At 59.1% G+C, this 14752-nt stretch carries 12 protein-coding genes; 9 read left to right on the top strand and 3 right to left on the bottom strand.

Features of this window, described 5'->3' with window-relative positions:
* Positions 1–89: 89 nt before the first annotated feature.
* Both lpxH and CKW17_RS00280 read right to left on the bottom strand, forming a co-directional pair.
* The gene (gene lpxH / locus CKW17_RS00275; protein ID WP_095118203.1) at positions 90–836 is read right to left on the bottom strand and encodes a UDP-2,3-diacylglucosamine diphosphatase; all 747 of its coding nucleotides are present in this window, start codon (positions 834–836) and stop codon (positions 90–92) included.
* Entirely contained in the window at positions 833–1339 is a 507-nt protein-coding gene (locus tag CKW17_RS00280; RefSeq protein ID WP_095118204.1) for a peptidylprolyl isomerase, read from the bottom strand. The genes lpxH and CKW17_RS00280 overlap by 4 nt, the downstream gene beginning before the upstream one ends.
* 249 nt (positions 1340–1588) lie before the next feature.
* On the opposite strand from CKW17_RS00280, the gene CKW17_RS00285 reads away from it, so the two are divergent.
* From CKW17_RS00285 to CKW17_RS00295, 3 genes are all read left to right on the top strand, one after another.
* Positions 1589–3286 carry a glutamine--tRNA ligase/YqeY domain fusion protein gene (locus CKW17_RS00285; RefSeq protein ID WP_095118205.1) on the top strand — a complete coding sequence of 566 codons (1698 nt, stop codon included), beginning with the start codon at positions 1589–1591 and terminating at the stop codon, positions 3284–3286.
* A gap of 21 nt (positions 3287–3307) precedes the next feature.
* A complete protein-coding gene (gene cysS / locus CKW17_RS00290) occupies positions 3308–4690 on the top strand; it encodes a cysteine--tRNA ligase (protein WP_016986558.1) in 1383 nt (460 codons plus the stop codon).
* Between the two features lie 496 nt (positions 4691–5186).
* Positions 5187–6404, top strand: coding sequence for an MFS transporter (locus tag CKW17_RS00295; protein ID WP_095118206.1), 1218 nt, complete (start codon positions 5187–5189; stop codon positions 6402–6404).
* Between the two features lie 176 nt (positions 6405–6580).
* Here CKW17_RS00295 and CKW17_RS00300 read toward each other — a convergent pair whose 3' ends face one another.
* Positions 6581–8419, bottom strand: a complete 1839-nt coding sequence (locus CKW17_RS00300; protein WP_095118207.1) for a sigma-54-dependent Fis family transcriptional regulator — start codon at positions 8417–8419, stop codon at positions 6581–6583.
* 380 nt (positions 8420–8799) lie between these two features.
* Here CKW17_RS00300 and CKW17_RS00305 point away from each other — a divergent pair, with 380 nt between their 5' ends.
* Genes CKW17_RS00305 through CKW17_RS00330 form a run of 6 tightly spaced genes read left to right on the top strand, consistent with a single transcriptional unit; the run spans position 8800 to position 14749 of the window.
* Positions 8800–9894 (top strand): ABC transporter ATP-binding protein, encoded by a 1095-nt coding sequence (locus CKW17_RS00305; RefSeq protein WP_007912480.1) that lies wholly within the window; start codon positions 8800–8802, stop codon positions 9892–9894.
* Positions 9894–11003: an ABC transporter ATP-binding protein gene (locus tag CKW17_RS00310; RefSeq protein ID WP_095118208.1), complete on the top strand. Its 1110-nt coding sequence runs from the start codon at positions 9894–9896 to the stop codon at positions 11001–11003. The genes CKW17_RS00305 and CKW17_RS00310 overlap by 1 nt, the downstream gene beginning before the upstream one ends.
* Positions 11000–11866: a carbohydrate ABC transporter permease gene (locus CKW17_RS00315; RefSeq protein WP_007912484.1), complete on the top strand. Its 867-nt coding sequence runs from the start codon at positions 11000–11002 to the stop codon at positions 11864–11866. The genes CKW17_RS00310 and CKW17_RS00315 overlap by 4 nt, the downstream gene beginning before the upstream one ends.
* 9 nt (positions 11867–11875) lie before the next feature.
* A complete protein-coding gene (locus tag CKW17_RS00320; RefSeq protein ID WP_090284391.1) occupies positions 11876–12676 on the top strand; it encodes a carbohydrate ABC transporter permease in 801 nt (266 codons plus the stop codon).
* A 10-nt stretch (positions 12677–12686) separates the two neighbouring features.
* On the top strand, positions 12687–12959 hold the full coding sequence (locus CKW17_RS00325; RefSeq protein ID WP_007912485.1) for a DUF2160 domain-containing protein: 273 nt from the start codon (positions 12687–12689) through the stop codon (positions 12957–12959).
* Positions 12960–13006: 47 nt separating this feature from the next.
* Positions 13007–14749: an ABC transporter substrate-binding protein gene (locus CKW17_RS00330; protein ID WP_095118209.1), complete on the top strand. Its 1743-nt coding sequence runs from the start codon at positions 13007–13009 to the stop codon at positions 14747–14749.
* Positions 14750–14752 lie beyond the last annotated feature (3 nt).

Genomic DNA, 14752 nt, shown 5'->3' on the forward strand with positions numbered 1-14752 from the left:
AACTCAGGTTTTGAAAAGCATAGAGATCGGCTCCCTTTCCCCCTCGCCCCCCTTGGGGGAGAGGGCTGGGGTGAGGGGGGTAGCGATCTTCAGCCGTGCGGCAAAGCCAGTGGCGGGGCGAAGTCGAACGGCGTCAGGGCGTACCCGCTCTCATCCACCTGCAATGCCCAACCCTGCCGATCCCAATCCCCCAGCACAATCCGCTTCGCCGCTTGCTCACCGAGCTGCAACTTGTGAATCGCCGGGCGGTGGGTATGTCCGTGAATCAGGGTTTTCACGCCAAATTCCTGCATGATCCGCGGAATCTCTTCCGGCGTGACATCGACAATGTCATTAGCCTTCATCCGCGTCTGCGCCTTGCTCTCGCTGCGCAGCTTGCGCGCCAGTTTATGGCGGCTGCTCAGTGGCAGATTGCGCAGGATAAACAGCGTGATCGGGTTACGCAGATAACGCCGCAGCTTCATATAGCCGACGTCGCGGGTACAGAGGCTGTCGCCGTGCATCAACAGCACCGGCTCGCCATAGAACTGCACGACACTCGGGTCCTTCAACAACGTACAGCCGGCCTGCTTGCAGAAGGCCTTGCCGAGCATGAAGTCGCGATTGCCGTGCATCAGAAAAATCGCCGTGCCGCTGTCGCTCAATTCGCGCAGGGCCTGGCAGATGGAACGCTGGAAGGGCGTCATGGCGTCGTCGCCAATCCACGCTTCGAAGAAGTCGCCGAGAATGTACAACGCACTCGCCGAGCGGGCGCGTCCGGCGAGCAAATCCAGAAACGCCCGGGTAATGTCCGGGCGCTCCTCTTCCAGATGCAAGTCTGAAATCAGCAATATCACGCTTCGATGATCTCGGCTTTCTCGATGATCACGTCGTCTGCTGGTACGTCCTGATGGCCGGCCTTGGAAGTGGTCGACACGCCTTTGATCTTGTCGACAACGTCGGTGCCGGCGGTCACTTTACCGAATACCGCGTAGCCCCAGCCTTGCACGTTCTTGCCGCTGTGGTTGAGGAAGGTGTTGTCGGCAACGTTGATGAAGAATTGCGCGGATGCCGAATGCGGCTCCATGGTGCGGGCCATGGCAACGGTGTACTTCTCGTTGGAAAGACCGTTGTCAGCTTCGTTCTGGATGCTTGGACGCTTGTCTTTCTTTTCCTTCATGCCTGGCTCGAAACCGCCGCCCTGGATCATGAAGTTACCGATGACGCGGTGGAAAACGGTGTTTTCGTAGTGACCGGCGTTGACGTACTCGATGAAGTTGGCGACGGTGATCGGCGCCTTTTCAGCGTTCAGTTCGATGACGATGTCGCCATGATTGGTGGTCAATTTAACTTGAGTCATGATCGCTACTCTTTAGAGGAATTCGTGGTTTTGGGACATCGAGCCCCCAAACCGGTTCAGCCAGCGTGGGCCAAGGTGCGCAGTTTAGCGTGACAGGCGCGAATTTCGAGGCTGTTTTTCAATTCCCGGCGATAAAAAGCACACCTTTATAGGGCCTGCTCTGTCAGCCCCTTGACAGCATCGGCTATGATAGCGGCTTTGTTTTGTCTGGCCCCCTCTGCGGCCGCGCACATGTAAGTCAAGGATCCTATGAGCAAGCCCACTGTCGACCCTTCCTCGAATGCCAAGTCCGGCCCTGCCGTGCCGGTCAATTTCCTGCGGCCGATCATCCAGGCAGACCTGGACTCGGGCAAGCACACCCAGATCGTTACCCGTTTCCCGCCTGAGCCCAACGGCTACCTGCACATCGGTCACGCCAAGTCGATCTGCGTGAACTTCGGCCTGGCCCAGGAGTTCGGCGGCGTCACGCACTTGCGTTTCGACGACACCAACCCGGCCAAGGAAGACCAGGAATACATCGACGCGATCGAAAGCGACGTCAAATGGCTGGGCTTCGAATGGTCCGGCGAAGTGCGCTACGCCTCGCAGTATTTCGACCAGTTGCACGACTGGGCCGTTGAGCTGATCAAGGCCGGCAAAGCCTACGTCGATGACCTGACCCCAGAGCAGGCCAAGGAATACCGCGGCAGCCTGACCGAGCCGGGCAAGAACAGCCCGTTCCGCGACCGTTCGGTTGAAGAGAACCTCGACTGGTTTGCGCGCATGCGTGCCGGTGAATTCGCCGACGGCGCCCGCGTGCTGCGCGCGAAGATCGACATGGCCTCGCCGAACATGAACCTGCGCGACCCGATCATGTATCGCATCCGCCACGCGCATCACCACCAGACCGGTGACAAGTGGTGCATCTACCCGAACTACGACTTCACCCACGGTCAGTCGGACGCCATCGAAGGCATCACCCACTCGATCTGCACCCTTGAGTTCGAAAGCCATCGTCCGCTGTACGAGTGGTTCCTCGACGCGTTGCCAGTGCCGGCGCACCCGCGTCAGTACGAGTTCAGCCGTCTGAACCTCAACTACACCATCACCAGCAAGCGCAAGCTCAAGCAACTGGTCGATGAAAAGCACGTCAACGGCTGGGACGATCCGCGCATGTCCACGCTGTCGGGCTTCCGCCGTCGTGGCTACACGCCGAAATCGATCCGCAACTTCTGCGAAATGATCGGCACCAACCGTTCCGACGGCGTGGTTGACTTCGGCATGCTCGAATTCAGCATCCGTGATGACCTCGACCACACCGCGCCGCGCGCCATGTGCGTCCTGCGTCCACTGAAAGTCGTGATCACCAACTACCCGGAAGGCCAGGTCGAGAACCTCGAGCTGCCGCGTCACCCGAAAGAAGACATGGGTGTACGCGCGCTGCCATTCGCCCGGGAAATCTACATCGACCGTGACGACTTCATGGAAGAGCCGCCGAAGGGCTACAAACGCCTGGAACCGGCCGGTGAAGTGCGTCTGCGCGGCAGCTACGTGATCCGTGCCGACGAAGCGATCAAGGACGCCGATGGCAACATCGTCGAACTGCGTTGCTCGTACGATCCGGAAACCCTCGGCAAGAACCCTGAAGGCCGCAAGGTCAAAGGCGTGATCCACTGGGTGCCGGCTGCCGCCAGCGTCGAGTGCGAAGTGCGTCTGTACGATCGTCTGTTCCGCTCTCCGAATCCTGAGAAGGCCGAAGACAGCGCGAGTTTCCTCGACAACATCAACCCTGATTCGCTGCAGGTACTCACCGGTTGTCGTGCTGAGCCATCGCTTGGCAATGCACAGCCGGAAGACCGTTTCCAGTTCGAGCGCGAAGGTTACTTCGTCGCTGATTTGAAGGACTCGAAACCAGGTCAGCCGGTATTCAACCGTACCGTGACCCTGCGTGATTCGTGGGGCCAGTGATTCAGCGTCAAAGGAAATAACGTGCTAACGATCTACAACACGCTCACCAAGAGCAAAGAAGTCTTCAAGCCGCTGGATGGCAACAAGGTGCGCATGTACGTCTGCGGGATGACCGTGTACGACTACTGCCACCTTGGCCACGGCCGCAGCATGGTCGCGTTCGACCTGGTGACCCGCTGGTTGCGGTTCAGCGGTTACGACCTGACCTACGTGCGCAACATCACCGACATCGACGACAAGATCATCAACCGCGCCAACGAGAACGGTGAATCGTTCGAAGCGTTGACCGAGCGCATGATCGCCGCGATGCACGAAGACGAAGCGCGCCTGAACATCAAGAAGCCGGACATGGAACCGCGCGCCACGGATCACATTCCGGGCATGCACGCGATGATCCAGACCTTGATCGACAAGGGCTACGCCTACGCCCCGGGCAATGGCGACGTGTACTACCGCGTTGCCAAGTTCATGGGTTACGGCAAGCTGTCGCGCAAGAAAATCGAAGACCTGCGCATCGGCGCGCGCATCGAAGTCGACGAGTCGAAACAGGACCCGCTGGACTTCGTGCTGTGGAAAGCCGCCAAGCCGGGCGAGCCAAGCTGGGAATCGCCGTGGGGCGCCGGGCGTCCGGGCTGGCACATCGAGTGCTCGGTGATGTCCACCTGCTGCCTCGGCGAAACCTTCGATATTCATGGCGGCGGCAGCGACCTCGAGTTCCCGCACCACGAAAACGAAATCGCCCAGAGCGAAGCGGCCACCGGCAAGACCTACGCCAACGCGTGGATGCATTGCGGCATGATTCGTATCAATGGCGAGAAGATGTCCAAGTCCTTGAACAACTTCTTCACCATTCGCGACGTGCTGGAAAAGTACCACCCGGAAGTCGTGCGTTACCTGCTGGTGTCGAGCCACTACCGCAGCGCGATCAACTACTCGGAAGACAATCTCAAGGACGCCAAAGGCGCTCTGGAGCGTTTCTACCACGCGTTGAAAGGCCTGCCGACTGTGGCGCCTGCTGGCGGCGAAGCGTTTGTTGAACGTTTCACCACGGTAATGAACGACGACTTCGGTACGCCGGAAGCCTGTGCGGTGCTGTTCGAGATGGTGCGTGAGATCAACCGTTTGCGTGAGAGCGATCTCGATGCGGCGGCGGGTCTGGCGGCGCGTCTGAAAGAGCTGGCGAGTGTGTTGGGTGTGTTGCAGTTGGAGGCGGATGACTTCCTGCAGGCGGGCGCTGAAGGGCGTGTCGATGCGGCTGAGGTTGATGCGCTAATTGCGGCGCGTCTGGCTGCGCGGGCGGGTAAGGATTGGGCTGAGTCGGATCGGATTCGTGATCAGCTCACGGCGATGGGTGTTGTGCTGGAAGACGGCAAGGGTGGGACTACCTGGCGTCTGGCTGACTGAGATCAGGGACGCGGAGCGTCCCGGGCTGCATTCCCACGCGGAGCGTGGGAACGATCAACAAAACCCGCCTTGTGCGGGTTTTTGTTTGGGTGCGAAAAAAAGCCCCTCACCCTAACCCTCTCCCAGAGGGAGAGGGGACCGATTGGGGGATGTTCAGGAAATACACCGACTTGAACGTGCTGCTTTGAATCCATAATCGACTGGTTTTTTCAGGTCGATGTACAACGCCAGACACTTCGGTCAGCTCCCTCTCCCTCCGGGAGAGGGCTGGGGTGAGGGAGAGGGTGTCAAAGAGACACGCCGACTTGAACCTGCCTTGAATCCATAATCGACTGGTTTTTTCAGGTCGCTGCATTACGCCAGACACCTCGGTCAGCTCCCTCTCCCTCTGGGAGAGGGCTGGGGTGAGGGTTGCTTTTGCCGTTCGCGTAGGTCTTGATGTCGGCAACGCGTTCAGCCGGATGCTGAGCGGCGATGATCATGTAAGGGAAACATCATGGCCAATCACTATCGCGAACTGCTAACGACCCCCGGCGCCACCGGGCTAGTGCTCGCGAGTTCTATCGCCCGCTTGCCGCAGGCAATGATCGGCATCGGCATCATCACCATGCTGGTGCAGCAAACCGGGGTTTACTGGCTGGCCGGCACCGTCGCCGGAACGTTCACCCTGGCCAATGCGCTGCTCGGCCCGTACATCTCGAGACTGGTCGATCAACATGGCCAGAGCCGCGTGCTGCCCGTCGTCACGGCGTTCAGCATTGCCATGTTGCTGGCGCTGATCATTGCCGTCCACTGGCGCGCACCCGCCACATTGCTGTTTGTTCTGGCGGCACTGGCGGGGACGATGCCGAGCATGCCGTCGATGATCCGCGCGCGATGGACGCAGTTGTTTCGGGGCAAGCCGCAACTGCACACGGCGTTCTCGCTGGACACGGTCCTCACCGAAATGGCCTACATCGTTGGCCCGCCGCTGGCGATCGGTCTGAGCGTGAGTTTCTTTGCTGAAGCCGGGCCACTGGTTGCGGTTGGATTGCTGGCCGTCGGGGTAACGGCGTTCCTCCTGCAACGCCAGACTGAACCTAAAGTTGTCGTGGGCCACGCCAGTCATGGTGGCTCAACCCTGCTGATTCCCGGTGTACGCACCATTGTGCTGGCGCTGTTGGCGATGGGTGTCATTGGCGGAGCAATCGATGTCGCCGTCGTGGCGTTTGCCAATGCGCAAGGCTGGCCAGCCTCCGCAACCTTCATCCTCGCCGCCTATGCGTTTGGCTCACTGGTCGCGGGACTGACATTCGGTGCGATGAGGGTTTCGCTGGCGATCGAAAAACAGTTCCTGATCGGGATATTGGTCACGGCGTTCACCGGCGTGTTGCCTGTTTTTGCAACGGATGTTTATGTGCTGACAGCGGCGCTGTTTATCGCGGGCATCTCGTTTGCGCCAACGATGGTCGTGGTGATGAAAATGGGGACGATCATTATCCCGCCGTCGCGGATTACTGAAGGGCTGACGTGGATGACCACCGGTATCAGCATTGGCGTTGCGCTGGGCGGCATGCTGGCGGGGTTGGTGATTGATGCGTGGGGCGCGCGCGCGGGGTTTGGCGTCGCCATTGGTGCGGGGATCATGATGGTGGTTGTTGTACTGGTGGGGCTGCGCACATTGGAGGCGGCTTCGGTTGCGCATGTTGAGCCGGAATTTTCGCCCTCACCCTAGCCCTCTCCCCCAGGAGAGGGGACTGAATGGGGGATGTTCGAGAAATACACCGACCTGACCGATTTGCACCGAATCCATAATCGCCACGATGTTTCAGGTCAATGTCCAGCGCCAGACACCTCGGTCGGCTCCCTCTACCTCCGGGAGAGGGCTAGGGTGAGGGGAACGGGATTCACTCAACCCTCAATCTGCCGCAGCCGCTTGTAAAGCGTATTGCGGCTAACACCCAAGCGCCGTGCCAAGTGCGAAATATTCCCCCCAGCCGCTTTCAACTCCCGGTTCAACGCCTCCACATCATTCAAATCAACCGCCAACAGCGCCGCGCTCTCCACTGGCTCCATCTCCAGATCAACAAAAAAATCATCCGGCAAATGCTCCAGCCTCACCGGCTGCTCCTCAGCCATCGCCAACGCCACCTGCATCACGCTACTCACCTGGCGCAAATTCCCCGGCCACGGATGCCTTTCAAACAATGCCAACACCTCCTGACTCAATCCCGCCCATTGCGTCGGCTCACGATGCTGCTCCCACAGTCGTTTAAACAACGCCTCCTTATCACTGCGCTCCCGCAGCGGCGGCAGCTCCAGCGTCAGGCCACCAATGCGGTAATACAAATCCTCACGAAACCGGCCCAATTGCACTTGCTCGCGCAACGAACGGTTAGTCGCCGAAATAATCCGCAGATCTACCGGGAACAACTCGCTACTGCCGACCGGTTGCACGCAGCGCTCCTGCAACACCCGCAACAACCGCGCCTGAGTCGGCAGCGGCATATCGCCAATTTCATCAAGGAACAGCGTGCCTTTATCCGCCTTGCGAATCAGGCCGATGCTGCCTTTCTGGTTGGCGCCGGTGAACGCGCCTTTCTCGTAACCGAATAACTCGGACTCAACCAGTTCGGCGGGGATCGCCGCGCAGTTGACGGCGATAAATGCCTGTTTACTGCGGGAGCTTGCTTGATGAAGGGCTTTGACGAAAACTTCCTTGCCGACCCCGGTTTCGCCATGAATCAGCAACGGAATGTCTTTCTCCAGCAAACGCTCAGCCTGACGCACGGCTTTTTCTACGCGACTGTCGCCGAAGTGCAGGGTGTTGAGGCTGATCGCGGTGGGCGCGGCAGTTTTGGCTTCAACAGCAAAAACGCGCGGCTGAACTGACGCCTGCTTCGGCCGCTTCAACAAACACTGAAAACGGTTACGCCCGGACGTCTGCAAGGCAAACGGCAACCCGTCCGGCTGGTTGATCAACTCCAGCAGCGACACCTTGAACAGACTTTCAACGCTGACCCGCGACAAACGCAGGCCGAGCAGATTGTCGGCGCGGCGATTGGCCGACAGCACCTGTCCGCTCTCATCAAAAATCAACAACCCGGCCCACTGACTGTCGAGGTTGTTCAACCCGGTGTTGAAGGTCAGTTGAAAGTGCTGGCCATGGAACAGATTGAGGATCAGCCGGTTTTCCACGGTCTGGCTCATCATCTTGACCATGCCCAAAGTGTGCGAGGGCGGCAGATAGCTGTCGCTGGACACATCAAGCACAGCAATCACCTTGCGCTCGGCGTCGAAAATCGGCGCAGCGGAACCGGTCATGAAACGGTTGGCTTTCAAAAAGTGTTCATCGTGTTCGATATGCACCGCTTGCTCACAGGCCAGTGCCGTGCCGATCGCATTGGTGCCGCTGCAGCGCTCCATCCAGCTCGCCCCAGCCTGAAAACCCCGGGCCAGATTCGGCTCGATAAAGCGCTGCGTGCCCCACGAGGTCAGCACCTGGCCCTGATTGTCGGCGAGCATGATCAGGCAGTTGGAGTTGCTGAGGATGTTTTCGTAATAGGGCAGGACTTCCTGGTGCGTGGTCTGCACCAGTGAATGATGACTGTCGAGCAACTGCGCAATGCCGGTGGCGGGCAGTTGATCGAAGGCCGGCGTGCTTTGGTGGTCGAGACCGAACGCGCGGCAACGTTGCCAGGAAGTCTGGACGATCGCGTCGTGGGACAGCGGCGGGGCAGGTGCGGCCATGGCAGTCAGCCTCTGATGCAGCGATTTTTATTGTTGTTATGAACCCGATCTTTGAAACCAACACAGATCCCTGTAGGAGTGAGCCTGCTCGCGATAGCGGTCTATCAGACAAAATTGCATTGACTGACACACCGCTATCGCGAGCAGGCTCACTCCTACAGGGATCTTCGGCGTCCATGAGATCGGGCAAAAAGCGCTTATAGAGTGTTGTTCACTATTGTTCATTGTCAATCGCCCAACTGTTCAAATGTGTTCAGCAATGAACGCCCAATTGCCACGATTTCAACGATTTTCACGACAAATCAACCACTTGCCATTCCTGGCACGAAACTCGCTCCCGTGCACAGGTCGCTTGACTCCAATTATAAAAAGGCCGAGCCATGTCACTCACCCTGGAGCACGTCAGCCGTACCGTCGAGGGCCAGACCTGGATCGACGATGCGTGTCTGAAATTCGAACCCGGTTCTTTCAACGTTTTGCTCGGCCGCACGCTGTCCGGCAAAACCAGCCTCATGCGTTTAATGGCCGGGTTGGATAAACCTGACAGCGGCCGCATCCTGATGAACGGCGTCGACGTCACCCAACGCCCGGTGCGTCTGCGCAACGTGTCGATGGTCTATCAGCAGTTCATCAATTACCCGACCATGACCGTGTTCGAGAACATCGCCTCGCCGTTGCGTCAGGCCGGGGTCTCCAAAGAAATCATCCACAGCAAAGTGCAGGAAACCGCGAAGATGCTGCGCATCGAGAAGTTTCTGCAGCGCTATCCGCTGGAACTCTCTGGCGGCCAACAGCAACGCACGGCCATGGCGCGCGCACTGGTCAAGGACGCCGAGCTGATTCTGTTCGATGAGCCGCTGGTCAACCTCGACTACAAACTGCGCGAAGAACTGCGTCAGGAAATGCGCGAGCTGTTCAAGGCGCGCCACACCATTGCGATCTACGCCACCACCGAACCCAACGAAGCGCTGGCACTCGGCGGCACCACGACGATTCTTCACGAAGGCCGGGTGATTCAAAGCGGTCCGTCGACTTCGGTCTATCACCAGCCGCAAACCGTGCTCGCCGCCGAATTGTTCTCCGAACCGCCGATCAACCTGATGCCCGGGCGCATTGCCGGTAACGAAGTGAGTTTTGCCAACTTCGTACACTTCCCGTTGAACGTCGATCTGCGCCCGGTGGGCGAGGGCGAGTTCCGTTTTGGCGTGCGCCCCAGCCATATCTCGCTGGTGCCGAGCAACGATGACGATCTGGAATTGGCAGTGACCGTCGAAGTCGCCGAGATCAGCGGTTCGGAAACCTTCCTGCATGTGCGCAACGAGCATTTCCTGCTGGTGCTGCACCTGCCCGGCGTTCACGAATACGACGTCGATGCGCCGATCCGCATTTATATCCCGACCCATAAACTGTTCGTTTTCGATGCGCAGGGCCGTCTGGTGCAAGCACCGGGCCGGCGTGTCGCGAGGGTTGCCTGATGGCCGAAATCCGTTTGCAGCACCTCGCCCACAGCTACAGCAAAACCCCGAGCGGCGCCGAGGATTACGCGATCCGCGAGATGGATCACGTCTGGGAGCAGGGCGGCGCCTACGCCTTGCTCGGGCCGTCGGGTTGCGGCAAATCCACTTTGCTCAACATCATTTCCGGCCTGCTCAGCCCCTCGCAGGGCCACGTGTTGTTCGACGGCAAAGCGGTCAATGACCTGACGCCGGAGAAGCGCAACATCGCCCAGGTTTTCCAGTTTCCGGTGGTCTACGACACCATGACTGTGTTCGACAACCTGGCTTTCCCCCTGCGCAATCAGGGCATGGCCGAGGCGAAAGTACACAGCAAGGTGCAGGAAATCGCCGAAGTCCTCGACCTGCAAAACCTCCTTAGCAAAAAGGCGCGCAACCTCACCGCCGACGAAAAACAGAAAGTCTCGATGGGCCGTGGCCTGGTCCGCGACGACGTTTCCGCAATCCTGTTCGACGAGCCGCTGACGGTGATCGATCCGCACCTGAAGTGGAAGCTGCGGCGCAAGCTCAAGCAGATTCACGAGCAGTTCAACATCACCATGGTCTACGTCACCCACGATCAACTGGAGGCCTCGACCTTCGCCGACAAGATCGCGGTGATGTACGGCGGCCAGATCGTCCAGTTCGGCACGCCACGGGAACTGTTCGAGCGGCCGAGCCACACCTTTGTCGGCTATTTCATCGGCAGCCCGGGGATGAACCTGATCGAGGTGCAGCCGCAACCCGGCGGCGTCGGTTTCGCCTCGACGCACTTGCCGTTGTCCGACGCCATGCAGCGACATATCCAACACGGTCAGTGGAAAAATCTGAAGGTCGGCATCCGTCCTGAATTTATTCATGTGTGGGACGAGCCGTTTGATGACGCCATGCAGGCCAGGGTCGTACACGTCGAAGACCTCGGCACCTACAAAATCATGACCCTCGACCTCGACGGTGCACCGCTGAAAGTACGTCTGGCCGAAGACAAACCGGTGCCAGAAGGCACCGCGTACATCAGTTTCCCGGCGCAGTGGCTGATGGTCTATGCCGATGAATTTCTGCTGGAAGCCGACGAAGAGGTGCAGCCATGAACAAGGTGCAGAACAACAAGGCCTGGTGGCTGGTGTTGCCGGTGTTCCTGCTGGTGGCGTTCAGTGCGGTGATCCCGATGATGACCGTGGTCAACTATTCGGTGCAGGACATCTTCGACCAGTCCAGCCGCTACTTCGTCGGCGCGGACTGGTACAAGCAAGTGCTGCTCGACCCGCGTCTGCACGACTCGTTGCTGCGTCAGTTTATCTACTCGGCGTGCGTGTTGTTGATTGAAATTCCGCTGGGCATTGCCGTTGCCCTGACCATGCCAACCAAGGGTCGCTGGTCGTCGGTGGTGCTGATCATTCTGGCGATTCCGTTGCTGATTCCATGGAACGTGGTCGGTACGATCTGGCAGATTTTCGGCCGCGCCGACATTGGTCTGCTCGGTTCGAGCCTCAACGCCATGGGCATCAGCTACAACTACGCGGCCAACACCATGGACGCTTGGGTGACGGTGTTGGTGATGGACGTCTGGCACTGGACTTCATTGGTGGCGCTGCTGTGTTTCTCCGGATTGCGCGCAATTCCCGACGTGTATTACCAGGCCGCGCGGATCGACCGCGCCTCGGCCTGGGCGGTGTTCAGGCACATTCAGTTGCCCAAGCTGAAGAGCGTGCTGCTGATCGCGGTGATGCTGCGCTTCATGGACAGTTTCATGATCTACACCGAGCCGTTCGTGCTCACCGGCGGCGGGCCGGGTAACGCCACGACCTTCTTGAGTCAGACGTTGACCCAGATGGCCGTAGGGCAATTCGACCTCGGTCCGGCAGCGGCGTTCTCGCTGGTGTACTTCCTGATCATCCTGTTGGTGTCCTGGCTGTTCTACACCGCCATGACGCACTCCGACGCCAACCGCTGAGGCCCGGCCATGAGCAAGAGAAAGCTGATTCCGTTGCTGGTGTACATCCTGTTCCTGCTGGTGCCGATCTACTGGCTGCTGAACATGTCGTTCAAGAGCAACACCGAAATCCTCGGCGGCCTGACGCTTTTCCCACAGGCCTTTACGCTGGCGAACTACAAGGTGATCTTCACCGATCCGAGCTGGTACACCGGTTATCTGAACTCGCTGTATTACGTGAGTTTGAACACGGTGATCTCGCTGAGCGTGGCGTTGCCGGCGGCGTATGCGTTTTCGCGCTATCGTTTTCTCGGCGACAAGCACCTGTTCTTCTGGCTGCTGACCAACCGCATGGCGCCGCCGGCGGTGTTTCTGCTGCCGTTCTTTCAGTTGTATTCGTCGATCGGTCTGTTCGATACGCACATCGCCGTGGCGTTGGCGCATTGCCTGTTTAACGTGCCGTTGGCGGTGTGGATTCTCGAAGGGTTCATGTCTGGGGTTCCCAAGGAAATTGACGAAACCGCCTACATCGACGGCTACAGTTTCCCCAAGTTCTTCGTGAAGATTTTCATCCCGCTGATTGGCTCGGGCATCGGCGTCACGGCGTTTTTCTGCTTCATGTTTTCCTGGGTCGAACTGCTGCTCGCGCGCACGTTGACCTCGGTGAACGCCAAGCCGATCGCCGCCGTGATGACGCGCACGGTTTCAGCATCGGGTATCGACTGGGGCGTGCTGGCGGCGGCGGGGGTGTTGACCATTCTGCCGGGCATGCTGGTGATCTGGTTTGTTCGCAACCACGTGGCCAAGGGCTTTGCCCTCGGTCGGGTCTGAGGAGCTGATGATGGAATGGATGAGCTGGACCACGCCTACCGCAGCATTCTTCATCGTCATCGGCCTGATTCTGGTCGGCATGACTACCTGGGAATTGCGTTCGCCGAGCATCCTGCGGCGAGGTTTTCTACCGATTGCCACCACCCGTGGTGATCGTTTGTTTATCGGTCTTCTCGGCAGCGCCTACCTGCATTTGCTGGTGATCGGCGCCACCGACTGGAGCATCTGGGTGGCGTCCGCGTTGTCCCTGGTGTGGCTGTTGGCTGTGATGCGTTGGGGCTAGTCGAGTCGTTCGGCAACGCGGCTCCACAACTTAAACAGGAGGTCTCTATGTTCGACAAAAACAATAAGCTGCGACATAGCATTTCATTGGCAGCCATGCTGGCACTCAGCGGTTTGAGCGCATCCGCCTGGGCCGATGCCTACGAGGACGCGGCGAAAAAATGGATCGGCATTGAATTCAAACCGTCGACCCTGACGGCCGAGCAGCAACTCGAAGAACTGAAGTGGTTCATCAAGGCCGCCGAGCCGTTTCGCGGCATGGACATCAAGGTCGTTTCCGAGACCCTGACCACCCACGAATACGAGTCGAAAGTGCTCGCCAAGGCGTTCAGCGAAATCACCGGGATCAAACTCACCCACGACCTGCTGCAAGAAGGCGATGTGGTCGAGAAAATGCAGACGGTGATGCAGTCGGACAAGAACATCTATGACGGCTGGGTCAACGACTCGGACTTGATCGGTACGCACTTTCGCTACGGCAAGACCGAATCGATCACCGACCTGATGGCCAACGAAGGCAAGAACTTCACCTCGCCAACCCTCGATATCAAGGACTTCATCGGCATCTCATTCACCACCGCGCCGGACGGCAAGATCTATCAATTGCCCGACCAGCAATTCGCCAACCTGTACTGGTTCCGCGCCGACTGGTTCGAGCGTGCCGATCTGAAAGCCAAGTTCAAGGAAAAGTACGGCTACGAATTGGGCGTGCCGGTGAACTGGTCGGCCTATGAAGACATCGCCAAATTCTTCAGCGAAGACGTCAAGGAAATCGACGGCAAACGCGTTTACGGGCACATGGACTACGGCAAAAAAGACCCGTCGCTGGGCTGGCGCTTCACCGATGCCTGGTTCTCCATGGCCGGTGGCGGCGACAAGGGCATACCCAACGGCTTGCCAGTAGACGAGTGGGGGATTCGCGTCGAGGATTGCCACCCGGTCGGCTCCAGCGTGACCCGTGGCGGCGACACCAATGGCCCGGCGGCAGTGTTCGCCACCACCAAGTATGTCGACTGGCTGAAGAAGTACGCGCCACCGGAAGCGGCGGGCATGACCTTCTCCGAGTCCGGTCCGGTGCCGTCACAGGGCAACATCGCCCAGCAGATCTTCTGGTACACCGCGTTCACCGCCGACATGACCAAACCGGGCCTGCCGGTGGTCAACGCCGACGGCACGCCGAAATGGCGGATGGCGCCATCACCGCGCGGGCCGTATTGGGAAGAGGGCATGAAGCTCGGTTATCAGGACGTGGGTTCGTGGACGTTCATGAAATCCACGCCTGAGAAACAGAAGCTGGCAGCGTGGCTGTACGCGCAGTTCGTGACCTCGAAAACCGTGTCGCTGAAGAAAACCATCGTCGGCCTGACGCCGATTCGCGAGTCGGACATCAACTCGCAGGCGATGACCGATCTGGCGCCGAAACTCGGTGGTCTGGTCGAGTTCTACCGCAGCCCGGCCCGCGTGCAATGGACTCCGACCGGAACCAACGTGCCGGACTATCCGCGTCTGGCACAACTGTGGTGGAGCCATATCGCTGAAGCAGCGAGCGGTGAGAAGACCCCGCAACAGGCGCTCGATGGTCTGGCCAAGGATCAGGACGCGATCATGACGCGCCTCGAACGCTCCAAGGCCCAGGCCACTTGTGCACCGAAGATGAATCCGGAGCGCGACGCGCAGTACTGGTTCGATCAACCGGGCGCACCGAAACCGAAACTGGCGAACGAGAAGCCGAAGGGCGAGACCGTGAGCTATAACGAACTGCTGAAATCCTGGGCGGATGCGCGTAAGTGATAG

Source organism: Pseudomonas sp. Irchel s3f10, from assembly GCF_900187515.1.
Lineage (GTDB): Bacteria > Pseudomonadota > Gammaproteobacteria > Pseudomonadales > Pseudomonadaceae > Aquipseudomonas > Aquipseudomonas tensinigenes.

What these genes read in the sequence shown, in the direction of transcription:
- CKW17_RS00310 (WP_095118208.1), top strand. Translation starts at nt 9,894, where the DNA reads ATGGCCGAAATCCGTTTGCAGCACCTCGCCCACAGCTACAGCAAAACC.
- CKW17_RS00320 (WP_090284391.1), top strand. Translation starts at nt 11,876, where the DNA reads ATGAGCAAGAGAAAGCTGATTCCGTTGCTGGTGTACATCCTGTTCCTG.
- CKW17_RS00305 (WP_007912480.1), top strand. Translation starts at nt 8,800, where the DNA reads ATGTCACTCACCCTGGAGCACGTCAGCCGTACCGTCGAGGGCCAGACC.
- CKW17_RS00330 (WP_095118209.1), top strand. Translation starts at nt 13,007, where the DNA reads ATGTTCGACAAAAACAATAAGCTGCGACATAGCATTTCATTGGCAGCC.
- CKW17_RS00325 (WP_007912485.1), top strand. Translation starts at nt 12,687, where the DNA reads ATGGAATGGATGAGCTGGACCACGCCTACCGCAGCATTCTTCATCGTC.
- CKW17_RS00285 (WP_095118205.1), top strand. Translation starts at nt 1,589, where the DNA reads ATGAGCAAGCCCACTGTCGACCCTTCCTCGAATGCCAAGTCCGGCCCT.
- CKW17_RS00315 (WP_007912484.1), top strand. Translation starts at nt 11,000, where the DNA reads ATGAACAAGGTGCAGAACAACAAGGCCTGGTGGCTGGTGTTGCCGGTG.
- CKW17_RS00280 (WP_095118204.1), bottom strand. Translation starts at nt 1,339, where the DNA reads ATGACTCAAGTTAAATTGACCACCAATCATGGCGACATCGTCATCGAA.
- CKW17_RS00300 (WP_095118207.1), bottom strand. Translation starts at nt 8,419, where the DNA reads ATGGCCGCACCTGCCCCGCCGCTGTCCCACGACGCGATCGTCCAGACT.
- CKW17_RS00295 (WP_095118206.1), top strand. Translation starts at nt 5,187, where the DNA reads ATGGCCAATCACTATCGCGAACTGCTAACGACCCCCGGCGCCACCGGG.